Raw genomic sequence first — 25,840 nt, 5'->3', positions numbered from 1 at the left:
TAATCTATTCAGGCTAGGACCCTTTTTCGGGACTCACGTTCACAATAGTGGAGTTGAAGACCGGCCCTCCGCCTAGCGCCTGGACATCCCCGGGCATCAACAAGTTCTGGAGCTCCCCTTTGAGTCCCCTTAGTAGCCTCGGAGACCATAGGACTCCTCTGGACACGCGATCGGTCACAACGGCCTCAACTCGGATGGCGCCCCGCTCGTTGTATACGCTTACCGGGTCCCCGTCTGCGACTCCCATGCGCTCCGCATCCCTAGGGTTAATCCAGACAACCGGGGGTATAGGGCCGTAAACATCCTGAAATTGTGTGTGGGTGTACTTTGGGATCCCTGTAGTCAGAAAAGTAAATCCCCCCTCCTCGCTGGGGAGTGAATGCTGCAGAGGGAGGGGGTCGAAGCCGGACTCGACTGCCTTCCCAGAGACGAATTCCAACTTTCCTGTTGGGGTCTGGTACTCGGAAGTGATCCGAGTCCTCAGCTTAAGGGTTGCGCCCCCCATCAAGTCTTCGAAGGTCCCATTTAGGAACTGGTCCTTGAAGACCTCCTTGAGAACAAGCCATGGGTCCCAGTAGAGCCACTCCTCCTTGAGCCCGAGTCTCCTAGCAAGTTCTATGGTGATCCAGGTTTCATTTCGGCTCTCCCCAAGGGGTTCCACGACCCTGTTAGATTTCGTAATATAGGAATGAGAGTAACCCGGGACGAGGTCTTCTTTCTCGAGGTAGGTTTGGGCGGGAAGGACAACATCAGCGTGACGGGCTGTCTCCGTCCAGTGGGTCTCGTGGACCACAGTGAAGAGGTCTTTTCGTTCGAGGCCGTTGTGAAAAGCTTCCTGGTCGGGGAGGGTTATTGCAGGATTCATGTTGTTGACATAGAGGAACTTGATGTCACCCCGCTGGAGGAGGCGGCCGAGGCCCACTTGGCTGAAGATTCTCCTCTCCTTAGTTGTGAGGCTGCTCCCAGAGATAAGACCCTTATTGAAGTATCTGCCCTGGCCGCTGCTGTAATAGAATCCCCTGTGGAGTCCTAGGAGGGGGGGTATTAAGGCGACGGCCCTGGCATTGTCGGCGCCGTAGATGCTCTTCTGTAGTCCTATGCCGATCATAGTGGCGGATGGGTTGTTGCCAGCGTAGGCGTCAGCTAGGTTCTCCACCTGATCAGGGCTGAGCAATGTAACCTCTTCAACTCTTTCCAGATTCCACCTAAGAGCCTCCTCCTTGAACTGATCATAACCGTGGGTCCACTCCTTGAGGAACCCATTATCGATAAGGTCCCTCTCAATGAGGCTCCGGGCGATCCCGTAGACAAGGGCGATATCGCTCCCTGGCTTAGGAGCAATCCAGACGTCGGCGGAATCGGCAGTGTCACTCTTCCGAGGGTCCACGACAATTATTTTTGTGCCAGTCTCGTGTTTGGCCTTGACAGCTAGGGCCCAGGTGTGGGGGGCACTCACCTTGGCGTTGAAACCCCAGAACACGATGAGTCTCTTCTCCTGGAGTTCGTCAGGCTCGACGCCGTAAGTGAGACCATGGTGGAGGGCGAGGCCAGCATGGCCTGAGGCGCTGCAGATAGTGGAATCATGAATGGCAGCGCCGAGGGCGTTCCAGAGCCTCTGGGCCCAGGGCTCAGTGAGGAGTCCCATGTTCCCTGAGTAGTCGAGTTGAAGGAGGCTGTCAGGGCCGTGCTCCCAGAGGGCCGTTTTTAGATTAGAGGTAATCGTGTCGAGGGCCTCATCCCAAGTGACCCGAGTAAATCCTCTGTCCAAGGTCCTAGCGTGAGGGTAAAGGACCCTTTCCCCGCTATATGTCCTCTGGATATCGGCAGCGCCCCGGGGGCATGTGAAACCTCGAGTGACTGGGTGGTCTGGGTCCCCCTTTACTTTGACGATCCTACCATCCTCCACCGTGACCAGGAGGCTGCAGGTATCGTAACAGTCCCTAGGGCAGGCGGTCCTTATGACTCTCATCGTCATCACCCCAGAGTTTGACGCGGGATATTTTATCTGTTTGGGGATGCAAAGGACCAAATCATCAGGAACCGTTTAAAAAAACAAGAAGGCAAAGGAGAAAAAGCTGTTTCTCATGGGGTTGGGACTCTCTGAGGAGCTAAAAGGTTTCAAGACCATCCTAATCACTATTTTAGATAGAAAGAGCTATAGCCTCAACTGGTTGCAAGACCCTGAGTTATCCGTGATACACCGCTCTCCTTCTTTATGCGGATAATATTGACCCCTTCCTCCTCTCCCTGGCCGTGGTGGGTCACAAGTAAAACCTGACCGATCTGCCTGCTACTCTTCGCGACATATTCGAGAAGCTGAGGGATATTCTCGGAGTCTACAGCGTCGGTGGGCTCGTCAAGAATGAGGAGATGGGGGAAGCCCATGACCCGGAGCAGAGCAAGGCGCTCCGCAAGGGCGAAAAGGCTCTGGTGTCCCCCCCCGGCGCGCCACGCCGGGAGCTTCCCAGAGCCACCCAAAAGATAGACTTCCAAGATATATCGCTCCCTGTCGATTCGGCAGGCCCCGTAAAGCTGTTGGTCCGTGAGGCGCCTAAAATACTGATAGGTCTGATACTCGAGCTGAGCTAGAGTGTTCTCCCTGAGCCGTTTCCCGTACTCGTCATAGAGGAATTGGACCCTGTCGAGAGCCCTGAGCTTGGCCTCGTACTCCAAAATGCGGCCCAGGACAACTTGGGCCTCTCCTAGAACCCTCTTATGGGTCTCTATACGCCTCTCAACCTCCCTGAGCTGCCTATCGGAATCCTTGAGCTGTCCTTCACGGCCACCGACGTCTCTCTGAAGCACCCCAAGTTCACTCCTCGCCTTCCTAAGTTCGTCCTCAAGCTTCATCTGGGCGCTGGGGATGGAGGCAAAGGTCATGTTTAGTGCTTCCTCTGCCTTGTTGACAATAGCATCCGATTCTCCCTCCAGGCGTGCCTCAAGGCTTGCTGCCTGTTTAGAAATCCTCTCCAGAGCGTGGGTCTGCTTCTTCACCCGGGCCATGAGGGCCTCAATATCGGATATCTCCCGGTCGGCATTGATCCACTTCCTCCGGGTGACCCTGACCTGACCCTGAATGGTTTCGATCTCGGCATCAAGGGATATGAGGCGGTAACGTTTTTCTGTGTGCTCCTCTAGCCATTTCTTGAGTTCGTCCTCGATGAGGGTATAGTTTATCTCCTGACCACAGGTGGGGCAAAGGGTGAGTCCTTTGTCCTTGAAGGTAACATGCTCGTTGATCTGGTGGCTGAGGCGTGAGACCTCACCCGCCACGTCTCTGCGTTCCCCGCCCAGTTCCTTGTCGACTAGGTTCTGGAGCCGGTTTTCTGTAGCCTTGCATTCCATCACCCCAACCCTGAGCTCGTCAAGGCGGTCCTCTGGGGAATTCCCCAGGGAGTTCTGGATGTCCTCAAGGTCTTTTGTCTTTTCATCCGAGATAAGCTCGAGCTTCTCGATCTCGGCCTGGAGGCTGTCGAGGCGCGCGAACTCCTCGAGGAATATATCAAGGTCATTGACCCTTCCCTTGGCATCAAAGAGCTTGTCCCTCATCGCCCCGAGGCCCTTTTCTAGATTGGCCTTCCTGTTCATCGCCTCCTTAAGTTGGGACTTGCCCTTTGCGATAGAATCCTCGGCGTTTCTGATACGTTCCTGGAATGTGCCTTTTTTGGATATCCGTCCCCGTTCCCCTAGGATACGCTTCACCTCCCGGAACTGCTCCCGGACCTCGGCGGGGGCGGTTAGTCCAAGGATGGCGTCCATCCTGGTGCGGTTGGGATTGAGGATCTCGATGAACTCCTTCTGCTGGGCGTAGACGACGTTGAGAAAGGTATTTCGGCCGATGCCGAGGAGCTCCCGGAGCCTAGACTGGAGGTCCCGCTCCCTGGTGTAGGCGTGATCTTCTCCTTCCACGGTCATCACTGACTTGGATGTTCTGAAGCTTCCATCCTTAGCGAGGCTCCCCTCCCTGTGGATAACAGCAAGATGCCCTGTTAGAGGGCTCCTGAGCTTGACTGTAACGCTGAGGCTGCTCCCACCAAGTGAGACGAGATCATGCTTGTTGACCCCAGGGACGTCCCCATAGAGACCAAAGAGGACCGCCTCGAGGAGCGAGGTCTTCCCAGCAGCGTTCCGCCCTGCGATCTTATTCACCCCACGGGTGAAAGATACCGTCTCGGTGCGGGTCGAGGGGTAGGACTTAAACCCCCTGAGGGTGAGCTCCTCGATCACAGGTCCTCCTCCCTGAATTTTCTTGCCTCGAAGTGCCCCACCCATTCCTCTACCAGGGAGACCCTCTGGCTGGCAGTGAGGAGTCCTGTGGTGGCACTTGCCTGCTCCTCGAGGGCCTCCCGGACCCTGGTGTGCATCTTAGTGATCTCCCCGGCAAACTCTCCGAGAGGAGCGAAGAATGTTGCGACGTCGATTTGCTCCTGCTCCACGGCCCTAGCCACGAGGGGCATCTCTACCCCGATGGTGTCAACATCGACCCAAAGAAGGCTCGGATCGTCATGGATGAGGCGATTCACAGGTTCAAGATCGATGTCACCGGGTAATCCGTCCCGGAGAGGACCTCGGACCCTTATCCTTAGATAGCCCTCTTTCCCGGTTCTCTCGAGATCTAATCTAAAGAGGTTCACCTCCTCAAGGATCCTTCTGCTGAACCAGGCGGGGGTTTGCCTCCTTTCGGAGTCTATTCGGGCCCGCTTCATGAAATGAAGGGGTTCAAGGGGGATCCAAGTGAACTTGGGCGCCTCACCGTGATCTATAATATAGAAGCCCTTCTCAGGGTGTTCACCGAAATCGTACATCTCAAGACTCCCCGGCGTGAGAACCCAGCCATTACTGGGCAGGCGCTTTGGAGGGCATTTCAGGTGATAGTGGCCTGAGAAAACGTAGTCGGAGTCAGTCTCGGCTAAGACATCGAGGGAGAGGCTGGAGCTGTAGGGGGGGATTAGATTGTACCCGGCGATAAAGCTGTGAATCATGAGCACCTTGAGCCCCTGGGCCTCCTCTAGGGCGGGCTTTGCGTATGCCTCGTAGGCCCTGTCGATCTGGTCGTAATAGTTGATTCCCACAACGGTGATGTTTTCGTCCTTGTAGGTGACTTTCCCTTCTTCGAAGATGTGGAGGTACTCGGCAAGAGGGTGCTTAAGGTAGTCAAGGGCGTCGCTCTGGGGGCGACCGTCGTGGTTGCCCCGGATAACGAGAATCTTGGGAGTCTTCCCGTGACGGCCCTTGGTTTCCTTGGCGAGCCTGTAGAGCTCGTCGTGGGTAAACTGAACTAGGTGGGGACGGAGGGTTCGCCGCTCAAAGAGATCTCCACAGATGAAGACATAATCGACGCCTGCTTCGACAACAGCGTCTACGGCCTGAGTGAAGGCCCTGCTGAAGGCCAATCTCCTATGCTCGGCTATAGCAAGAGGAATGCTGCGACCGATATGGATGTCGGCGAGAACCGCGAACCTCATTTCATTCACCAAGGGAGGTTCGCGTCTAAATCTATTTTCATTCAGGGGATTAACCTCTGAAAAATTTAATTAAGGGTTCACCGTGGGATTGAGGACAGTCGGGCTGCTCAGCCAGGGGATATGGATCACGTTATCGTGGAAGGGAAACAAAACACGTGATACTTGTGCTTATCTGCCTGAAAGAGCGCTCCGTCGCTTCATGGTTGATTAGGAGAGTGGACGCTACCATGCTCTGGAGGTCTTCATGATGATGCCTAGTAGGTACAACTGACAGGATGAGTGGGCAGTTTGCAAGATGCTCAACCGGAGCCGCCACTGAGTGATCAAAAGGGTGGAGATCGATAATCCTACGAGGCCTTTGGATCACTAGGAAGATTTACGATTAGATCCCAAAAGTTCTACACCGTCGTCGGACAGATGCCCCAGACGGAGGCAAAAGGATCCATTTAGCCGCTCAACGCGTGAAAAGGATCGGATAAAAAAAGGGCAATTCATACTAGAAATAAATTGTCCCAGACGTCGGGGTCTGACCTCGACCTTAGATCACTTAAGCTGGCTCGGTCTGTCAATAGGCAGGGGCCCCTTACACTCAAATTCGGGTTTGCCCCTTGAGGCTCTATCTCACCTTTTTTCGATTTAAAAAAGAGCAAAACTTGAGTGAACATAAAAAAAATTGTCCAAAATGGGAGAGACTAGTATAGGGGCTCGTCATCCATCTTGGTGTTAACCCGTTCCTTTGCCTCGGCAAGGAGCATGTGGATGTCTGGTGTCCTGCCCCCATGACGAGTCTCCCGGGTGGCGGTCTTGATCATCACGGGTAAGGGGACGAAGGGCCCCACCAAGATAGCCTCCCCTTGCTCCAGGGCGGGGAGATCCTCAAGGAGATCTTCACTAAAGGACTCGCTTGCGGCCTGGATGGTGCGCTGGTCCTGACTGTTCACCACCCGGAGTATCGCAAGGTTACTGCAGTTCGCGAGGATATCGGGATCGAGGCGCCTGGGTCGCTGGCTGATTACAGTGAGAAAAACCCCGAACTTGGCCCCCTCAGCGGCGATGCGGGCTAGAATATCCCTGCTGAACCGTCCTCCCCTTTCACTGGGGGGAGCTGCAAAGCGATGAGCCTCTTCGACGAAGATAAAGATCGGTGAGCGGGCCCAGGGCTCCTTCTTGAACTTTGCGTCAAAGACCCTTCGGAGAATCATACCAACGATAACGTCTTGGACGTAGTCGGTCATGCCACTCAGAAATATGTCGCTCATGTGCATCGGCTTAAAGAGGGCCGGGAGATCGAGGTCCCCGTCGGTGAAAATACCCCTGCGGCTCAGGTCCTCAAGACGCATCACGATCCGGGCGATGCGATCCGCCTGGTCAGCCTTCGCGTCTTTCATCCTATCCTCGAGATGGCGGACAACGTCGTCTAGGGTATACAGGGGGTTCTCCGACTTGGCCTTTCGGACGGCCCTACGGAGGAGTATGGTCTGGAGGCTCCCGGATACCTGGGCTAGGGCCCTGAGTTCCCTGAAACCGATGCCTGAGACGCTGATCCTGAGGGGCCTCGCATGGGGTGCCTCGAACTGCTCTGCGGCCTCGGGTCGATAGACGGTGACTTTGTCGTGGTAGAAGGGGTGGAGCCCCCCGTCGGGGCCCTGGGTCATGTTTGCGTAGTCTCCGTGGGCATCGATGGTGAGGATACTTGCCCCCTGGCAGAGGAGCTCCTCGATGATGCGACCGGAGAAGTAGCTCTTCCCGTACCGGGTCATAGCTAGGATCGCAGCGTGGCGGTGAAGCTCCCTACCGCTAATGGGGACCGGGATGTTCTCCCTATGGAGGAGGTGGCCAACATTAAGAGGGATCTGTTCCTCGTCTAGGTTTAGGAGCTCCTCCAAGAGTCTGTCTTCTGCCCTATAGACCGGGGTGCCAGGTAGGGGGGGGCTCCTAGGACGGCGGACCTCGCGGTGTCCATTTTCCTCGTGGATGTACCCAAGAATCTTAACAGAGGCGATAATCTGCATCAACTCGTCCCCGACTCCGAGCTCGTGCTGCTTCCAGACGGCGCTTGGAGTGGTGCGCTGGTCGTAGAAAGGGTGGCGGCTGAAGAGCGTCTTTACCTGGCCCAAGACCTGTACGTTTCGGACTCCTCCGGGGGACTGCTCCTCAAGAACTATCTGGACGTATTCGAAGTTAACAGGACGAATGGAAGGGTCCGCGATGTTGAATTCATAGAAACTGGGCCTCGCCTGACCTATAATGACCCCGTACCTTGTCATGCCTTCATCTCCCTCAAATTCCGCCTTGTTCCCAATATGTCCACTCCTGCCCTCTCAAGGCGATTTATGATAAAAGGTTCGTATTTGGTGGTGTATAGGTTTCGGTCAAAGTGGGCCAGGACATCCGCCTGCTTCAGGGGGATGTTATACTCCACGTCATTACAGTACCAGTAGTGAAGGTGATTTATAACTCCCTTCATGGATCTGTGGTCGGGAGTCTCAAGGAGATAGTTTCCCTCGCTTGGGATCAAAGGCTTGCTACGACCCAAGCTGTGGCCGGAGACGTCAACCCTGAAGGGGCGAGAGTTCGGGGCGGGCTTCCAGTAGAAGACTGCAACAGGGGGACTGCTGAGAAAGCGCCTCAGGGATGTGATAACGGCGTCGGCGGTCTCCTGGGGGAGGTTTAGCTCTAGGCGCTTATAGAGGGCGCCCCCCTCGGAGCCCGAGCGGTAGAGGCTGGGGGCGATGAGGAGGGGGTGGGTGTAACCTTGGGACTTGGTGCAGAGGTGGACCAAGGCGCTGTCGCAAAGGGGGCGTCTGTCTAAAAAAGACTCCAGGGCTACTCGGTCCTGCTCTTCCAGGATTCCCAGCTTTAATCGGAGATCGAAAGGGGAGGAGGCATCTCCCACCAGCATCCTGATCCGGGGGTGGCCCGCCCTAAAAAGGGCGACTTTGAGGAGCTCCATGTGGAAATAGAATACAGAAGAGTCCTTGGAGATCCCCACTAGCGGGAAGTTGTGGTTCCTGGCAAGGGTGCGGAGGTCCGCAACAGAGTCCAGGAGTTCGATGATGAGGGAGGGGTGGTGGTGGTATTCTCGGGTCGCGTAGGGGAAACGCCCCATGTAGAGGGAGCCATCCATGAGGACTACAGGCTTCAGTCCCCTGTCCAGGGCCTCCCTCGCCGCCCCTGCCGCGGCCTTATACTCGGAAATTGTTCGGGCGTATCCTGGAATGAAACCCCGGTCCCTGTTGTCATAGACCTCTTGGATTTGGATCTTGACCCGCTTAGTGAGACGTCTTCCATCCCCAGGAGCATGGGTGAGGGCACAGGCCCGGGCGACGGCAACGAATCCCCCGTAGGCGAATCTGCTAATCTGGACCCCTCCGTCCACAGAGATTAGGACCTCGCCGGGATTCCTGTCCCCAAATATGTAGGGGTGCCATCGGTCAGCGAGTTCGTCTGCGAGGCGGGGGGGCTCTAGGTCGTGCTCGAGGTTAACGTAGTCCTCCATTGCTGTTTCGAGCTCGGCGTAGAACTCGTCAAAAAAAAGGTCACTTACACCAGACATAGGTTTTCAGGGAATTCTGTGCGAGTTTTACTTATATGTTTGAGAGGTAGGTTAAAGTGCCCCAGCTCTATGAGATGCGAAGACTCCATTTAGAGGGTACATTTTCCTCGAGCGCGCGGAAATAGGGGATACCAACTTCTCCAAGATTTATATCGGTAGGTTGAACAATGAGAATAGGCTCTTGGAAAGCGATTTAGATCAAGTCTCCACGTGGTTCAAAGAGACCTCGATGAGTACGGGGTCAAAGTGATCAGAAGAAGGGAGAATATGGGCAACCCACCCAAAGACATAGGATCACCGCGTACATAAACGAATCCCACTACAACAGACGACTGCAAAGATCTGAGTGAATGAGAGAGGCCAGAAGCTCAGAGAAGAGCGGTAGGCCGTCAGGAAGACAGTCAATATAGTGAACCTAAGAATGTTCGGGGGGGCCTCCACAGGATAGCCGAGTAGATAGAGGTCTGCAGCCAATTAATCCTTTTTTCATTCATAAATCTCGGGTAAACATTATTTATTCACCGCCTCACATTCTCAAAAACACATGCACATAATAGTATGAACGTAAGACCAGACCTTTGGGTCTTTCGCAAGCCGCTTGCGCCAAATCTAAATGGTTTTTAAATCGAAAAATGGATTACTTTTACATGAATCGCTTATCGGGAAAAGTAGTGATGGTCACGGGTTCAGGCAGAGGCTTTGGCAAGTCCCTCGCCATCGCCTTTGCCTCGGAGGGGGCGAAGGTGGTTTCAGTTGCCCGGAGCATCCATGAACTCCGAGAGACGGAGCGCGCTATAAAGAAGGTCAGTGGGAGGGTGCTCACGGTGCCTGCTGACATCTCCGTTGATAGCGGTGTACGGCGGGTCCACGATGAGGTTATCAATGCCTTCGGGGGTCTTGACGTCTTAGTAAACAACGCGGCCACGAACTCCTGGCTGACTATAGAGGATGAAACCATGGAGAACTGGGACAACATCATGCGTATCAACCTGAGGGCCCCGTTCGCCCTCACCTTGGCATTCCTGCATTCTATGAAGGAACGGGGCGGGGGCAATATCATAAACATCACAAGTCGATCGGCTGAGTCAGCCAGCCTCGCCCAACTAGCCTATTGCCCCAGCAAATACGGCCTCGAGGGATTAACCCAGGCCCTCGCCTTCGAGCTAAAGGAATACAATATAGCCGTTAATAGCCTCAACGTGGCATCTCCCCCAGGGTTGAGGCTCAAGCCAACTGCCCTTACCATAGAGGCAGCGGAGGAGTTACCAGACTCAGTGAGGAAACTGTACGCTGATGATGACTCCATGGTCCGCTTCTTCAAGGACGCTTGGGTTTTCCTCGCGCTGCAGGATGGAAGCGGAATAACAGGTCAGAGACTGCTAACAAAGACCCTGGCCGAGGTCCTTAGAGAGGAGGGGAAAGAAGCCGCTATCAAACGGTATAAGGGCAAGCACATTCAGTCTGTCTACACGCCCATTGATTGGCCAGAGACGGTCAGATACCAGACCCCCGAGGGCGGCTTCAAGGAGAAAAAGTTCAGCTAACTGACGCCTCATATCATTCAGGCTTGAATATAATGAAGGTGGTAGATTTGAACCAGCGCACAGTTAGCATACATTAGAGGTAGTTATCCTTGAGCTCTTATGAGATCAACACAATCCCAGGGTTTTAGATCACCCCTAATATGGGCATAAAGAACATCAGATCAAACCCATGCTTCTTCGGGGAGTCTTTTAATTGGCGTGGGAATTCTTTCTTTTATCAACTGTTGCATCTATCTAGGCCTCGGTTCAGTAACGGCATCTAATAAAAAATATAATTCTCTACTTGTACAGAAACTGCGCTAAAAGAATGAGAAATAACTCAAGACAATCTCATCCCAACAAACCGGGAGGTGCAGCGACGGCCCCCTAGACCGACTCGATATCAACCTCCCGCCAGAGACCCCAGGCTCCCCTCCGGCCCGGAAACCCGCGAGCACCCAACGTCCGGGTTTAGGTTGCTCCCTCCCGGGCCTGACCGATTCGCCCGACTACCGCCACCATGCCCCCCTACGGGGACATAGTGGACAACCGCCGGCCCCACGGGGCAGGCCATCCACGAGGTGCCAGGAGCATAACGGAAACATCAACCGAACCAACCCAGAGTTACTGACCCCCCTGTAGCCCGTACTGGGGCAAAGGGCAGGGCTAGCTCCCGATCCTACCCGCCACTGCATCAAAGAAAGCCGTGGCCAACGATAAAAGTCAACCGCCTAGAATGGTACCAACCCGAAGCGTGCTAAACTCAACACCAGATTCGAGACCATCAATGCTAAGAAACCATAACGCACTAGCCTCTCCCCCCTGACCATCCAGCCCTCCTGAGTCGACAGCCAAGCCCTCAGCATCTGACCCCCGTCCAGAGGATACACCGGTAGCATATTCACCAGTGCCAGATTAGTCGATATAAAATACAGCCAGTTCAGGAAGGCCCCCATAGCCAAGGGTAATGTGCCCCGCCACAAGGAGAAAAACAGGATCAGAGAGACCCCCATCACTAAGTTTACGAAGCTCCCGAAGGCGAAGATCCTAAGGCTTGACAACAGCGGTGCTGCCTTCATATCATCCTCATCAGGCTCCACAGCCCCCCCGAAGGTTATCACGGCCAACAGCAGCGCAGCAGATTTCACCCTCACTCCCGCCACGACACACTGCACTCCGTGCGCCAACTCGTGCATCAGAATAACTACGCCCGCAGCAGCCAAGAACCAGGGGAGGTTAGAGAAACGGATGGTCACCCCAGGGATCAGAGGCATCATGGGAGACGCTTTTTCAGGAACATACACGAACTTGAATAGATTCTGGACCAGCATCCACGTCAGGAAGACCACCTGCCCCAGGAAAGACACGACCCCCATATTCCCCAACGCCCTCCAGAACCCCGGACGCCAACCTCCCACCCGCAGCAGAAACGAGTTCAACCTCGTCGATTTGACCAGAGCAAACAGTGGATGTAGATCCACACCATATCTCTCAAGCCGCAGGACCTTCACAATGCCGTAGAATACAAACCACGCCACAACAATAAGCCCTAGACTCTGGACGCTGCTGAGCTCCAACCCCTCACCGCAAAGACTAAGAAATAAAACACCCACCCTCATAAATATAACTTGAAAATGACCGAAGGCATCGAGACCTACTACACGGCCAGCCATTGGAACCTCCTCAATAGTCTCAGGGACGAGGCCCTAGAAATGATGCGCCCCCTCCACCAACGGCACATCCAAGCCCTCGCCTATGGCAGTATCGCAAGAGGTGACGTCAAACCTACCAGCGACATCGACATTATCATCCCCAACCCACCAGCACCCTCCATAATCGAGACCCTCATCGAGGCCGAGACCAGCATTTCACTCAGGATGATCATTCAGGCCACCCCTAACTACGCGGCAAAAGCATATATCCACACCGCTCAAGACCGAAGCTACAGTCTCCCCCTGGTCCCCCTGCGCAGTCACGAAAGGGACTTTTACAGCTTTGCAGGATCCGTCGACAATTCCCATCTTGGTAACGATAATAGGGTCCCCGGGGTCACCAAAGCCCTCAAGCTTATCACCCCTACACCCCAAGGCCACCTAGAAAGAGCGGTCTCAGGCCGCGAGGGATTCACTGCCAAAGCTCTAGGCATAAGCGTCACTGCAGTCCATAACAGGATCCGCACCCTTCAACGCCGCAAAAAGATCGGTCGTACAGGAGTCTATATCCAACGAATCCTCCACCCCGAAGAAGGCTTCGGAGACGTCTACCAGAAACTAGCCAGAATACGCCCCTCTCTCCGAAGAAGACAGCGATTATAAACCTAGAAGAGAAAGAACCGAAAAACAAAAAAGATAAGGGAAAATCCAAGTTAAAAGTCCTTAAAAAGTCGGACTGTCAACTTTCGGGGAACCCGGACGCCGTCGCCCAAACGCTCCCCTACGATAATCGTGATGCCTCGCTCCACGGCAGCATCCACAAGGCGCCCCGTCACGATCCCGTCGAAGACCACAGTCCTGATGCCTTCACGCTTCCGGAGATCCTCTACAAGATCTCGTACAGGCACACGTCCCACTTCATCCCCGCGGGAACCCAGCAGAATCGCCTCTAGCGTGCCCTCAAGTTCCTTTGCGATCCCGCCAAACGGACCTAGGTCCAAAGGCGGCTCAGATGAAGCTGGGGGAACATGCTTTCTCCCAGGAGCCCGCTTAGCAGGAGCCCGCTTAGCAGGAGCCCGCTTAGCAGGAGCCCGCTTAGCAGGAGCCCGCTTAGCAAAGTCGGAGGGTTTCTCTACCTCAGAAACCGGCACCCGAGCTGCCAAGGCAGCATCAATTTCACTCGGCTCCAGATCTTCAACCTCCTTACCCCAAGGCGCCCGAGCCACATAAGCCGGTTTGGCCACCTGTAATAGTTCCTTCAGGATCAGATCCCCACCCCGATCACCATCCAAGAATGCTGTGATCTCCTTACGTTTCACCAAATTGATTATCGTCCGAGGAATCTTCACCCCCTCAAGAGCGATCACCCCAGTCCGCCCTGCTTTTAGCAGGTTGATCACGTCAGCTCGACCCTCTACTACGATGATCTCCTTCAGTTTCGAGATGTTAGGCGTTGCCGTCAATCTCTCCCGACCATAATACACTGGATTGATCTTTTTATCTACCCGAGAGACCTCGCTCAAGAGCTTTTCAATATCTTGACCTTCTTTGACGACCCAGCCACGCATCAGCTCCTTAGCTCTCTTTAGGATCTGATCTCGTTTATCCACGCGGACATCTGAGATCTTGACGATACTCACGGTCGCACCGCAAGGACCCACTCTATCCACAGACTCCATCGCAGCTGCGATGATCGCCGTCTCCGCCCGATCCAGACTCGACGGAGCGGAGATCTTTCCCTCCGTCCTGTCCTTCTCTGACTTCAGTGTGATATCGATACGCCCTATCTTGCCGGACTTTTGTAGCTCCCGAAGCTCAAACTCTTTTGGAAACAGCCCTTCAGTCTGACCGAAAATTGCGCCTATTACATCATGGTGCTCTACGACACCCTCAACAATGAAGTTGGCCTCGATAAGATATTTTGGGCTTAACTTCTCCTTTGAACCCATCTATTTTCACTTTTATACATTACTTCACTCCTATTGCAGATGACCCTTGTCCTCGTGTCGAGTTCTCTGGGTTTGATGGTATCAAACCCTTCGTGTACTAATGAGGGCTCGAGGCTCCATTCCATGAGGAATCAATCGATGTCCCTGCTATGAGAGTGATAGGTGATTTTTACACACCCTGAGAATAAGCATCACCCCCCAAATAAAAACCTTATCGAACCCAAGCTCTTAAAAAAGTTAATCAGGAATGGGGAGAAAGGTTGCTGTGGATTCTAGATGGGCGTTAGTATTGGTATAAATGGGTTTGGTAGGACGGGGAGATTGGCATATCGGGCTGCCCTAGAGCTAGGACTCGATCTTGATTTTGTTGCAGTAAATCGAGGAGATGCCAGGGCGATGGCCCATCTCTTGATGTATGATAGTGTCCATGGTGCGCTGCCTTTCACGTTAGAGGTTGAGAGGGATTGTATCATTGTAGATGGGAGTGAACTCCGGGTGCTGTACGAGTCGGATCCCGGGAGGCTCCCCTGGGGAGACCTAGGGGTTAGGCTAGTTATTGAGGCCTCAGGAAGGTTCAGAGATAGGGCGGGGGCCTTAAAGCACCTCGAGGCAGGGGCCGAGAAAGTGTTGATCTCTGCTCCGGCAGATGATCCGGATCTCACTGTGGTGATGGGAGTGAATGATCATCTCTATGATCCTGAGAGGCATGTGATCGTCTCTAATGCCTCGTGTACAACTAACTGTGTCGCCCCTATGGTAAAGGTCATTCACAATGAATTTGGGGTGGAATCTGGGTTCATGAATACGATCCATGCCTACACTAATACTCAGACGTTGTTGGATAGAGCTCAGAAGGATCTCAGGAGGGCCCGTAATGCGGCGACTAATATCATTCCTACCACGACGGGGGCGGCGAGGGCTATCGGAAAGGTGATTCCGGAGCTGGACGGCAAGATTGATGGCATTGCGTATCGGGTGCCTGTCCCCGCGGTGTCGATGGTGGATTTCACCGGTATTCTCCGGGATGAGACCTCCGCTGAGGAAGTGAATAAGGTATATCAAGAGGCATCGGAGGGGGAACTCGAGGGGGTGCTGGGTTATACAGAGAAGCCCTTGGTCTCAGGGGACTATATCCATAATCCATTGAGCGCCGTGGTGGATGGTCCCCTAACGCGGGCGAGGGGACAGCTGGTGAAGGTAGTGGCGTGGTACGATAATGAGTGGGGGTACGCGTGCCGTCTCGCGGAAATGGCGAAACGTTTAGCTGAGTCGATGGGTTAGCGGGTGACCTGAAGTCGGCGCATGGCTTGCAAGTTCTCGGGTTTGTTCTCAAAATAGTCCGAGACTGGCTGGATGAGCTTGGTAACTGCAGCTGAAACGCCGTTCTTGAGATCGAGGGGGTGAAGGTCTCCCTTGCCGTACGCTTTAGCAAGCTCCTCGAAGCTGTGGTAGGTAATATTTCCGCCGTACTTGCTGGATCGTTGGATGTCGAGCTGATGGTAATGGGGGAATACGAGCATATGTGCGTGGTCCATGACAGGATTGCCTGTAACAACCTTCTGGGGGCAATAGGCTTGCCTGTACTTTTCCCGGATTTCCTGAGAGGTGTCATTTATCCATAGGGCACCTTTGCCAACGCTCTTACTCATTTTGTGTTTGATACTCGCATTAATGTTAGTGTTATCATCAAAGCTCCCATTAGCCTCAGTGATCTGAAGGGAGGGAAGGAGGGGGTTGTGGAGGCAAACGGGGGGCGGTAAGCCCAACTTAGGGGCTGCCTCCCGGGCGAGCATGTGAACTTTGCGCTGGTCCATGCCGGAACATGCACAGTCTAGGTTCATCTGGAATATGTCGCTGGTCTGCATAGCGGGGTAGAGGGCCCAACTAGACTCCACATCGACGGAGTCGGCGCTTCTGCCCATGATAGGCATGGCCCGGAGGGTCCTACGGAGGCTTGTGAACTTCATGACCCGGATCACCTTCTCCCAGTAGTCCTTAGTGTCTACAATGTCAGAGGCCCAGAGATACTCAACTTTCCCTTCGGGCAGGCCTAGGGCAGTGAAACAGTCCTTAAAGTATTCTGCGGCGGTGGAAAGATTCTCTAGGACACCTCCCATCTTATTGTTAATCCAGCCGTGCCACTCAGCGAGGTAGATGATAAAGTGGAAACCAGCGTCTGCATAGTCGCGCATCTTTTGGCCTACGATAAGGCCGGTGCCAGCATGCATAAGGCCACTGGGCTCGAAGCCCACGTATCCCCGGGGGTGCTGGTTGGTCTCGAGAAGATTTCTGAGCTCGTTCTTGGTTATGATCTCCTGAAGGTTGCGGGTGACTAGTTGGAGTCGAGTCTCAGTATCCATTGATTTAACCTCGGAATTGGTATCTGTTGATGTCGGCGTTGATTTAAGGGTTGAGGGCAGGCGCCCCTGTCCCTCCTAGCAAACTCACGACGTCACGGTCGGGGCTGCGCCCCACTCGGCCGAGCTCTCTCATCTATGAGGTTTCCGGCGCCCGCCCTGCCCCCCTGTACCATAGCTGGTGGACCCCGGTTCACTGGGTCTTCCCTCAACGGGGTTTGTCTGTATGGTGCGTCGTTAGGAAGGCGTGTAATTGTTTGGGTGTAGGTGTTTTAATGTTTCCAATCTGTGGCTGGGGTTAGTGTTTGATTGATCCCCCCCCATTCAAGATGACGATTATTTAGAGTAGTTTAGTTGTTTGGTTGGTTATTATTGATTTTCTGATGTCATGTTTGGTATTGAATGGCTACTGCGTTCGCGATGCAAAACCGGACGAGATCAGAGAGATGAGCTGAAGGATTGGCCACCTAAAGGGGCTCTCCGGCCAAAATAATTAAGTCGATTAAAACCTTTCAAACTGAGAAGACATTTTTCTTGAATATGCACATAAGTGATAACATAGTAAAAGAGGGTTAACTAATCAAACCTGTTAACTTGGAAGAATGATCAAGCTCATAACCATTTTCATACCTTCCATAAATCTCGAGGTATATCATTAAATGTTCCTTAATCGTCATTACGGCCTAACAATTCTTCGAGATCGGAAAGCTCAGGTTGCATAATCTGTCTAAAGTACGTTACATGTTTATCCCAGCAAGAATTATCAAGAAAATTAAACAGATAACTATTGAGATAATGGTTGGTTCAATCCAAGTTCATTTATATTCATATCGTATCAGTCCAAAAATCACTTGATCTAGTTTTACAATAATTTTTTAAACCCAAAGCCTAAACCCAATCACTCCCACCTATATAACCTCCCAAAAATCCCACCAAGCACCACAGCAACACCACCTCACTTGTAGAATCCTGTAGCTAAAATAATTCAAGGACTTAGATTTGAATTCTATAATACAAATGTATAATCGAGTTCATATGAAGGAAAAGACCGCTGTCCCCATAATCATGAGCGCCCAAGCCTTGGAAATGGGGGACACACAAATGGCCTTGGATCCCTTCTATTAGGTAATAGTCCTCCACACGCGCAGCTAGCTCATGGGAAGAAAAATATGAATAGGAAGACTGGCACTCACGAGCGCAAAAAGAGGGTAGGGGGGTCCTCTAAGTCAAGCATTCAGTTCGAGTCCAAAGCGATGGCACGATCAAGCTGATCTTCAGAGACCTCCTCATACGCGCCCCCTTTTCCCATCTTTTTGTGGAGTTTCACCAGTTTCTGGGAAAAGGTTCCGAACCGCTTTTATAGTGAATTCAATTAGCTAAGACGATATATGACTAAGTTGGACGTCAAGAGATTCGCTAAAAAGGAGATCTCTGCTATGCAACAAGGTATCACAACCAGGATTAGGGTACCCAGTGAACCTGGTCTGATCAATCTGGGGGCAGGAGACCCGGACTTCAACCAACCAGAGTTCATCAACAAAGCGGTCTATGACGCCATGAAGGAGGGTCACACCCATTACGTTTTTGGGGGGGATCCTGAGTTTAAGACCGCCATCGCTGAGTATTATCAGAAATATGGAGTCACCGTAGACCCAAAAACCCAGATCCTTGTTGAGTCCGGGGGAAGCCAAGCCATCTTTAGGGCCTTTGGCGCGATCCTAAATCCGGGAGATGAGGTCGTCATCCAGGACCCTGCTTATCAGGGGTACAATCTACCTGCAGCTTATTTTGGTGCCTCAATGAAAAAGGCGGATATGATCAAGGACGAAAATGGGAACTTTAGGCCCGACATGGACAATATCAGGGCTGCTATCACAGGTAAGACAAAGGCTCTAATCATCTGCAATCCCGATAACCCGTGCGGGACTGTTTATACTCAGGAGGAGCTGGAGGAGATTGCCGGGATCGCTGTAGAGAAAGATATCATAGTCATCGCGGATGAGATTTACACAGAGTACGTATGGGGAGGCCGAAAGCATCGTCCTATCATTAATCTCCCAGAGATGGTGGAGAGGACTATGGTGCTCATGAGCTTCTCCAAGACCTTCGCATGGACAGGGTGTAGGGCGGGATACATCATAGCAGGCCCTGAGCTGATGAAGGTCGTAAAGGGGGTCCCTATAGGGATCACTAGCATACCGGTCCCCTTCCAAAAGGCAGGGACTCTAGCCCTGAAGGAGGGGTGGGATTTCGTGGAGGAGATGAAGTCGGAGTTCAAGAAGCGGATCGACTACTTTGTCCCCCGGCTCAACGAGATCGATGGGATCAGTTGTCCAAAGCCTGAAGGCGCCTTTTACGTCTTCGCCGATATCTCTGAACTGAACTGCACGTCCAAGGACTTTGTTCAAAAGTTCTATTATCACGAAAAGGTTAGGTGCGCCCCGGGAATACAATACGGCACCAACAGCGAGGGACACATAAGATTTGCCCTGGTGAAACCCGTGGAGAAGCTGGAGGAGGTCTCAATTAGATTGGAGAGGTTCCTAAAAGACCTCTCCCATAAGGTCCCCAGCTCTTCCCTCTAAACCCATTTTTTCAAAGATCCTCCTATCGACTCTGCAAATGCTTCAAGGGGTACCTTCTCAGCTTGAGCGAGGTCCAAGAAAAGAGCTATTTTTTCTATTTCGTCTTAATTCACGCGTACGCGGAGGGATAAGGTTAGCGGTTAAGTACAGTCTCTTCTAGCTTCATCCTTTGGGATTTAATGGGTGATTCATCAGGCCAGCCCACGACAATATGATTTCTGCTAACGATCTCCTTATGGAGGCCAAAATAATCCCTTAGACGTCTTTGGGTATCCTCCCCGTGGGTAAGCCAGCATCCCCCGAGCCCTAGGGCGTGTGCCATGAGACAGATGTGGTCGGCTGTCGCAGCGGCATCATAGTAGAGGTTCTGGGGAACCAGTTCGTCGAAGTTAAGCGCCTTATACATGCGTAGATCCTGGAGGACCACGATCATCACGCAGTTTTCGAGGGGAATATCGCTCCGCACCAACTTCCACTCCTCGGGTTCCCTGAGGACAAGGTAACGGGTAGAGCCCATGTTGCAGCTGTGGGGGGCATAAAGCCCTGCGTGGAGGATTCTGTCGATCATCTCATCAGTGACGGGTTGGTCCCTGAACTGGCGAATGCTCTTCCTCCCGTAAATGAGCTTCTCAACGGTCTCCATCTCGCCCTTTGTGAATGGCTTAGCGAGTTCCAGGCCCAGATCCAAGTCTCCTCCCGTTCTCAGCATCCGTGCGAAGCCGACGTAGTTTAGGCACCACTGGATATCGGGGGCGTCAGTTGGAAGCCCCCTAGCCTTCCAGATGTCTATGAGACGCCCCGCGGTCTCCCCAAAGCTCTTGGATATCCCTTTTTTCCCTGCCATAATCCGATAAATATTCACCTCTATGGTGTGGTGCGTCCTCTCATGGAGGATCGCCCTTAGGACAACGGGATCTAAATCCATGAGCTCCTCCTCGGTTAAGCCATGTATCTTCGCAGGTTTCCTCAAGGTTATTACCGCTACTGGAACGACGATCAGTCCTAATAAAACAAGGGATGAAAAAACAGGGAAAAATACCGGAACTAAGAGAAGAGCTTGGTGAATCTTTCTACGAGGATCTTTTCTTGCCCGGGCAGCAATGTAAGGCAGTTGATGACAAAGGAGGTTCCTATCCCCCTCGACCTTAGCCAGATCTCTGGATCATCCTCACGGAGACTTAAGACCATCTCTCTAACCTCATCCTCAGTCTTTTCTTTAAAATTCAGGGCGATCCCTATAGTATGGTAACCTATTTCCTCGCCCTCCTCCGGGGTGAAGTTTATCTCGGCGCCCTTGAGACCGGGGAGCTTCATGATCTGATTATTAATGTATCGAGCCCTCTTCCAGGCGGGCTCTATACGCTCCTTCTTGTGATCCATTTTCAACCACCTCTTGAAGGATACCAACAGTGCGACAATCTCCTGTCTATCCAGCTTATAGCCTCTCCCTATGCCCCTGTAATAGCCCCCCTGCTCGTTGGGCCCGGCCTCGTGCCCAATAAAGCTGTGGATTGCCACTGTATCGATGAGGTCCTTCCTTCCTACGATGAACCCTGTGGAGTTAGGTCCTCCCACATACTTTCCCCCATAACATGCTAAGTCCACCCCCATCTCCACAAACTTAGTGAGACCTTCTAGGGGATAGGTCATCCCTGAACAGTCCAGTATGACTGGGACATCGTGCTTGTGAGCTACTTTCACAGTCTCCTCGATGGAGACGATCCGGGGCTTGTCATTTTCGATGATAACGTGGTTGATGGCAGCAGTGTTTTCGTTAATAGCGGCCTCCATGAGCTTCGGGGTGCACCCCCAACGCTCGTCCCCGACGAAAACGAATTTGCCTCCGGGGACCTGCATTGCCCTATCGTAGATGAGGATCCTGTTGGCTCTCTGAATGATGATCTCATTCTTCATCCCCGTTGTGTCAGGAAGACGCCTGATCTTTTCGGGGTCTTTCCCTGCAATACATGCGGCCGCGCTGAGGACAAGCCCGTTAAACGCACCGCTGGTTATCCATCCCGCCTCAGCCCCGCAGCCATCGGCCAATAACTGCCCGCCCTTCTTCATCAGGTCCCATAGGTAGACGTAAGTCTTGTTCGCCTCCTCCATCGCCTGCTGGACTTCCTTGGTCAAGGTTGATCCCCCCAACCGGGTAAGAGCGAAGGAAGCGTTTATGACGCTCTTAACTCCAAGCTCCTCGTAAATGTTCATGGATCCACTACATGAGAAGTGGATAAAACCTTTTTCAGGCCCAACCCTTTTCCCGTTGAGAAGCTTTCTTTGAATGAAGGTTATGGGCGACAGGCCGAGGACTAGAGAGTTCGGGATACATCTAGGTTTAATGGAAAGAGGAAAAATGAACGCCATCACAGACGTACATGGGGTCGGCGTGGGTCACTCGACCCTGATCTGCGGGGAGAACGTGAGGACTGGTGTGACGGCCATAGTTCCACATCAAGGGGACATCCATGGAGAGAAGGTGACAGCTGGAGTCGACCTCTTCAACGCCTTTGGGAAGGTAACGGGGCTCCCTCAGGTCATGCTCGAGGGAGTCATTGAAGTCCCTATCCTCCTCACCGAGACCATGAACACTTGGAGGGTAGCTGACGCAATGCTAGATTATCAGAAGGAAAGATACGGGAATGCCCCCCGGACGCTGAACGTAGTGGTGGGGGAGACCAACGGGGGCTACCTCACAAACAACCACGGAAGACATATTGGCAGGAAACAGGTTTTTGAAGCCATCGATACTGCCCGGAGTGGAGTGGGTACGGGTCCCGTCCCAGAAGGAAACGTTGGCGGGGGCACCCCAATGACCGGATACGGTTTTAAAGGAGGCATCGGCACAGCATCCAGAATATACCATAACTTCACCGTAGGGGCCCTCGTCCAGCTCAACTGCGGCAGGAAAGAGGACCTTATGATAGACGGCGTCCCTGTGGGTAGGGAGGTGGAGCTACCAGAGCCCCCCAACGCCTCCACAGGGAACTCAATTATGATGGTGGTTGCTACTGACCTCGCCCTTGACTCCCGCCAGCTCCAGAATGCAGCTAAGAGGGCTATGTTAGGACTATCCAAAACAGGTACCTTTGGAGCCAACACAAGCGGTGACTTCACAATCGCCTTTAGCACCGGAATGAAGCCCATAGCTGAACTAATCAAGTTGGATCCCGAGCTCTGGCGTCCTCGGCTAGGGGAGAGATTCATGAACCCAGTGTATAGGGCTACGGGAGAGGCTATCCAAGAGGCCGTTCTTAATGCATTGTTCAAAGCTGAAACCATGATCGGTATGAATGGGAATACGAGACACGCCTTACCCCTGGACCAGGTTTCAGATATCTTTAGTAGCTACGGGCGTCATCTGAAACCGATTAAAGGCTCCTGATGGTCCTTAACTCATCCCGTCCTTGAAGAACTCCTCAGATGCCCCTAGATAAGCCTCGACATCCTCGCTGGTGTGGGGCTCCCCGATGAAAGAGTGGGGCAGGCTGGGACTCACATAGGTTATGCTCTTCGCAAGCAAGTGGGACCAGTAGCCCTTCGCGATCTCTGTGTCGTTCCTTGCCATCTCCCTAGCGTTCCTCGGCTTCAACTTTTGGAAATGAACTGCAAAGGCAGAACCCACCCCGGTAATAACTGCGTCGATCCTGCTCCGGCTAATAATGTCCTCGAGACCCCGGACGACCTTACCACCGAGGTTATCAATCTTCCCATGGACCTTACCCCCCTTTAAGATGTTGAGGATCGTTATCCCGGCAACCATGCTGACGGGGTTGCCGGTGAAGGTACCCCCGTGGAAGGGTCTTTTTTTGGAATCCGGGTACTTTCGGTGGTTCAGGCGCTCAAAGATCTCCCTGCGCCCGCAGAATGCCCCGATAGGGAAGCCCCCGCCCATGATCTTTCCAAGGATGGTGACATCCGCGTCGACACAGTAGAGGGGCTGGGCACCCCCGGGGGAAAGCCTGAACCCTGTGATCACCTCGTCGAAGATGAGAAGCGTCCCATTCGCGTCGCAGACTTCCCTGAGACCCTCTAGATAGCCTGGCTCAGGGGTTAGGAAGCCAGCGGCCCCCATCATCGGTTCTATGATGAGGCAGGCTACATCCTCCCCCTTTAGGGCTCTCCTAGCTGCCTCGAGGTCGTTGAAGGGGACGGCCCGGGTGTCTTCATAGGTCTTAGGGTTGAGGCCTGCCGACTCCGGTGCCCCAAAGTTATGGACCGAAGTGTGGAGGGAATCGTATCCCCCATGCCAGCCCCCCTCAATCTTTACCATGCCGTCTCTCCCTGTATAGGCCCTAGCGAGGCGGCTTGCATACATGTTCGCCTCGGTCCCGGAGCTGGTGTACCGGACCATCTCTGCGCTGGGGATCATATCCACAATGCACTCGGCTAGCTCGACCTCGAGCTCATGGGCATAGCCGAAGTGGGTCCCTTTGATGAGTTGTTCCGTGACCGCCTTCACCACACTCTTTTGGGCGTGGCCCAGGATTAGAGCTCCGTGACCCATCCAGTAGTCTGTGTAAACGTTACCGTCTACGTCGGTAAGCTTCGCCCCTTTTGCCTCAGCGATATAGAAGGGATGAGGGGGGAAGTCTCTGATGGCGTAGGAGACCCCCGCCGGGAGGACCTCCGCTGCCCGCGCATACAAACCCTTGGATCGTTTTGTCTTTTCCTCGTAGCCCATAAAAAAATCGACACCTAACGAATAGGTTACTTTCGCCGTGAGGATATTATGGTTTACCATGGAAGGGATTATAGAAAGTACTCAGGGGTCAGAGTCGCCTTCCCGGTCTCAGCCTTTAGAACCTCTAGCTCCGCCCATTGCTGGTTGAGGATCTCCCAAAACTCAGTGGGCATATTTGGCTCGGGCTTGAATATCTCCTCCATTCTAGCGATCTTCTCTAAGTACCTGTCCAACCTAACCGAGAATTGGATATGATAGTCCTCCAAGGAGTAATCCTTCTGGAGGGTGTCCCTGAACAGATCTTTTAGGTCCCTATACTTTGGGAGGAGGCCGATAGGGGTCTTGATAGTGTCGTAGTCCCCGTGGACCCGGCCTTCTGCCCAGAGGACCCAGACCTTTTTGTCTGGGATCGCGTTGGTGTATTCACCCTCATGTTTTAGGAAGTAGTTGGTCGCGAAGACCGTTGGGCAGTTTCTGAGCCTACGTCCGAACTTAATATGGTTGGAGAGATAAGCTCCTAAGGGGATGACGAGGAAATCCATATTTGCCATGGGGTTGGACTTTCGTACTCCCTTTCGGCCTAAGGTTGCTGAGGTCGTCTCGGACTCAATGATAGCCCCCAAGTAGACCCCGTGCTCCCAGCTCACCGCCTCGCAGACTGGAACGTTGGTGTCTGAGTCCCGACCACCGTAAAGCATTGCACGGATCACAACGCCGTCGGGGTCATTGACGTGGGGATCGGCGTTGCCCAGCTCGCTGATCCGCATGGTGTACCGGGCGTTGCTGTGGGCAAAGGGTATCCCCTTGCCATCCCCGTCGGTCTTCTCCTTCCACCAGTCCCCCGAGTAGTTTACCCCGCTTACCGGGGGGTCCCTACCCATGCCCTGCCAGTAGGGGACCCCATCCTCAATGAGAACGTTGCTGAAGATGAGCTCCCTAGGAGTAATTAGGGCCTTGTAGATAAGAGGGTCATCATCCGGGTGAACGTCCTTGATGATACCGAATATCCCAGATTCGATGTTTACGGCCCTGACGTTTCCCTCCCCATCAGTTCTCAGATATGCAATGTCATCCCCAACGACGGTCTGCCCGGGGATCATCGCCGTGCTGGTTTTGCCCGAGGCACTGGGGTAGGCTCCGGTGAAGTAGGTAACTCGGTCCTTGCCGGGGGGGTGGATCCCCATCACGAGCATGTGCTCGGCTAGCCAATTCTCATGGTTGGCCTTATAGACCGCGAGGCGGAGGGCGAGCTTCTTAAGGCCCAAGCTATTCCCGGCATATTGGTTGTTTACCGAGTAGACCTTGCCATCAAGGAGGTCGATATAGATGCGTCGCTTCTTGATGTCGATGCTACACTTTCTCTTGTCAAGGGCCCCTGCGCTGTGGATGAATGTAAAGAACTCCCGACTCCCCCCAAGGCGGTTGAACTCATCGTAGCCGCTCCTGTAGAGGAGATCCTCACTGTGGCTTACGTAGGCTGAATCCGTGATCTGGAGAGCACATAAGTTAAACCGGGATTTGGTCGGCCCCAGACTGAAGAACCGGACCAACATCTCCTTACCTTTCATGACGCCGTCCAAGAGTCCCCTCATCTCCCGGAGCCCTGACTCCCGTTCCACGGAAACGATGCCTCGGCTCAGGTTCTGGCCCTCTGGGAGAAGTACTGCTGTATGAGCCTTGTCCCTGGCCTGGTCGGCGTACCCGTCGAAGTGGATTGTATGGCCGTCCATCTTGAGGGGCTGCTCCTCTCCTAAGTTGAGAGCCAGGTTCCTGACGTACTCGATCTCCGTGGGGTCATCTGTGATAACGGTGACCCCGGAAGGCTTACACAAATCAATAAACTCCCGTACCTGCCTCAGAACATGGGGGTTCCTGAGGGTAACGATCTTCTTGAGGCTGTTGCCTCTGAGAAGTACATCGGATAACGGCATGGTTTTGTCTTAGGAACTAAAATTAGCAAATTATATAGCCCTTATGATTTCTGGAAAGCTTTTTTTATCCTGTTTCTGCCGAAAACCTCATGAAATAGCTCTCACGGGCTCGGCAGAAGCTATTGTCCGGGTCATTCC

17 protein-coding genes and 1 other RNA gene are annotated in these 25,840 nt (G+C 53.3%); 5 read left to right on the top strand and 13 right to left on the bottom strand.

Features of this window, described 5'->3' with window-relative positions:
- Nucleotides 1-13: 13 nt before the first annotated feature.
- From QGG23_02685 to QGG23_02665, 5 genes are all read right to left on the bottom strand, one after another.
- Nucleotides 14-1,969, bottom strand: coding sequence for a molybdopterin-dependent oxidoreductase (locus QGG23_02685; GenBank protein MDP6048339.1), 1,956 nt, complete (start codon nt 1,967-1,969; stop codon nt 14-16).
- Nucleotides 1,970-2,163: 194 nt separating this feature from the next.
- Nucleotides 2,164-4,227, bottom strand: a complete 2,064-nt coding sequence (locus QGG23_02680; protein ID MDP6048338.1) for an SMC family ATPase — start codon at nt 4,225-4,227, stop codon at nt 2,164-2,166.
- Nucleotides 4,224-5,465, bottom strand: a complete 1,242-nt coding sequence (locus QGG23_02675; protein MDP6048337.1) for a metallophosphoesterase family protein — start codon at nt 5,463-5,465, stop codon at nt 4,224-4,226. The genes QGG23_02680 and QGG23_02675 overlap by 4 nt, the downstream gene beginning before the upstream one ends.
- 692 nt (nt 5,466-6,157) lie before the next feature.
- Nucleotides 6,158-7,732 (bottom strand): ATP-binding protein, encoded by a 1,575-nt coding sequence (locus QGG23_02670; protein MDP6048336.1) that lies wholly within the window; start codon nt 7,730-7,732, stop codon nt 6,158-6,160.
- Nucleotides 7,729-9,021 (bottom strand): DNA double-strand break repair nuclease NurA, encoded by a 1,293-nt coding sequence (locus QGG23_02665; GenBank protein MDP6048335.1) that lies wholly within the window; start codon nt 9,019-9,021, stop codon nt 7,729-7,731. Before QGG23_02665 ends, QGG23_02670 begins: the two co-directional genes overlap by 4 nt.
- 647 nt (nt 9,022-9,668) lie before the next feature.
- Here QGG23_02665 and QGG23_02660 point away from each other — a divergent pair.
- A complete protein-coding gene (locus QGG23_02660; protein MDP6048334.1) occupies nt 9,669-10,565 on the top strand; it encodes an SDR family oxidoreductase in 897 nt (298 codons plus the stop codon).
- A 355-nt stretch (nt 10,566-10,920) separates the two neighbouring features.
- Here the strand turns inward: QGG23_02660 and ffs are convergent.
- Nucleotides 10,921-11,234, bottom strand: an RNA gene (ffs, locus tag QGG23_02655) — signal recognition particle sRNA.
- Nucleotides 11,235-11,275: 41 nt separating this feature from the next.
- Nucleotides 11,276-12,217, bottom strand: a complete 942-nt coding sequence (locus tag QGG23_02650; GenBank protein MDP6048333.1) for a site-2 protease family protein — start codon at nt 12,215-12,217, stop codon at nt 11,276-11,278.
- Between QGG23_02650 and QGG23_02645 the strand changes: the two genes are divergently transcribed.
- On the top strand, nt 12,179-12,859 hold the full coding sequence (locus tag QGG23_02645) for a nucleotidyltransferase domain-containing protein (GenBank protein ID MDP6048332.1): 681 nt from the start codon (nt 12,179-12,181) through the stop codon (nt 12,857-12,859). The genes QGG23_02650 and QGG23_02645 overlap by 39 nt on opposite strands.
- Before the next feature lie 50 nt (nt 12,860-12,909).
- Here the strand turns inward: QGG23_02645 and dnaG are convergent, their stop codons facing one another.
- On the bottom strand, nt 12,910-14,145 hold the full coding sequence (dnaG, locus tag QGG23_02640) for a DNA primase DnaG (GenBank protein ID MDP6048331.1): 1,236 nt from the start codon (nt 14,143-14,145) through the stop codon (nt 12,910-12,912).
- A 276-nt stretch (nt 14,146-14,421) separates the two neighbouring features.
- On the opposite strand from dnaG, the gene gap reads away from it, so the two are divergent.
- Nucleotides 14,422-15,426: a type I glyceraldehyde-3-phosphate dehydrogenase gene (gene gap / locus QGG23_02635; GenBank protein ID MDP6048330.1), complete on the top strand. Its 1,005-nt coding sequence runs from the start codon at nt 14,422-14,424 to the stop codon at nt 15,424-15,426.
- Here gap and QGG23_02630 read toward each other — a convergent pair.
- The gene (locus tag QGG23_02630; protein ID MDP6048329.1) at nt 15,423-16,505 is read right to left on the bottom strand and encodes a tyrosine--tRNA ligase; all 1,083 of its coding nucleotides are present in this window, start codon (nt 16,503-16,505) and stop codon (nt 15,423-15,425) included. The genes gap and QGG23_02630 overlap by 4 nt on opposite strands.
- Before the next feature lie 1,385 nt (nt 16,506-17,890).
- Here QGG23_02630 and QGG23_02625 point away from each other — a divergent pair.
- The gene (locus QGG23_02625) at nt 17,891-19,087 is read left to right on the top strand and encodes an aminotransferase class I/II-fold pyridoxal phosphate-dependent enzyme (GenBank protein MDP6048328.1); all 1,197 of its coding nucleotides are present in this window, start codon (nt 17,891-17,893) and stop codon (nt 19,085-19,087) included.
- 133 nt (nt 19,088-19,220) lie between these two features.
- On the opposite strand, the gene QGG23_02620 is transcribed toward QGG23_02625, so the two are convergent.
- Nucleotides 19,221-20,057 carry a nitroreductase family protein gene (locus QGG23_02620; protein ID MDP6048327.1) on the bottom strand — a complete coding sequence of 279 codons (837 nt, stop codon included), beginning with the start codon at nt 20,055-20,057 and terminating at the stop codon, nt 19,221-19,223.
- Nucleotides 20,058-20,131: 74 nt separating this feature from the next.
- Nucleotides 20,132-21,298: an aminotransferase class V-fold PLP-dependent enzyme gene (locus QGG23_02615; protein ID MDP6048326.1), complete on the bottom strand. Its 1,167-nt coding sequence runs from the start codon at nt 21,296-21,298 to the stop codon at nt 20,132-20,134.
- Between the two features lie 73 nt (nt 21,299-21,371).
- Between QGG23_02615 and QGG23_02610 the strand changes: the two genes are divergently transcribed.
- Nucleotides 21,372-22,472, top strand: coding sequence for a P1 family peptidase (locus QGG23_02610; GenBank protein MDP6048325.1), 1,101 nt, complete (start codon nt 21,372-21,374; stop codon nt 22,470-22,472).
- A gap of 6 nt (nt 22,473-22,478) precedes the next feature.
- On the opposite strand, the gene QGG23_02605 is transcribed toward QGG23_02610, so the two are convergent.
- Both QGG23_02605 and QGG23_02600 read right to left on the bottom strand, forming a co-directional pair.
- Nucleotides 22,479-23,771 (bottom strand): aminotransferase class III-fold pyridoxal phosphate-dependent enzyme, encoded by a 1,293-nt coding sequence (locus QGG23_02605; GenBank protein ID MDP6048324.1) that lies wholly within the window; start codon nt 23,769-23,771, stop codon nt 22,479-22,481.
- Nucleotides 23,772-23,839: 68 nt separating this feature from the next.
- The gene (locus QGG23_02600; protein MDP6048323.1) at nt 23,840-25,702 is read right to left on the bottom strand and encodes a phosphoenolpyruvate carboxykinase (GTP); all 1,863 of its coding nucleotides are present in this window, start codon (nt 25,700-25,702) and stop codon (nt 23,840-23,842) included.
- Between the last annotated feature and the right edge of the window lie 138 nt (nt 25,703-25,840).

The organism is Candidatus Bathyarchaeota archaeon, assembly GCA_030739585.1.
Taxonomy (GTDB): Archaea; Thermoproteota; Bathyarchaeia; order TCS64; family TCS64.
Note: the sequence above shows the minus strand (reverse complement) of the source record. Positions and strands in the feature narration are given on the sequence as shown.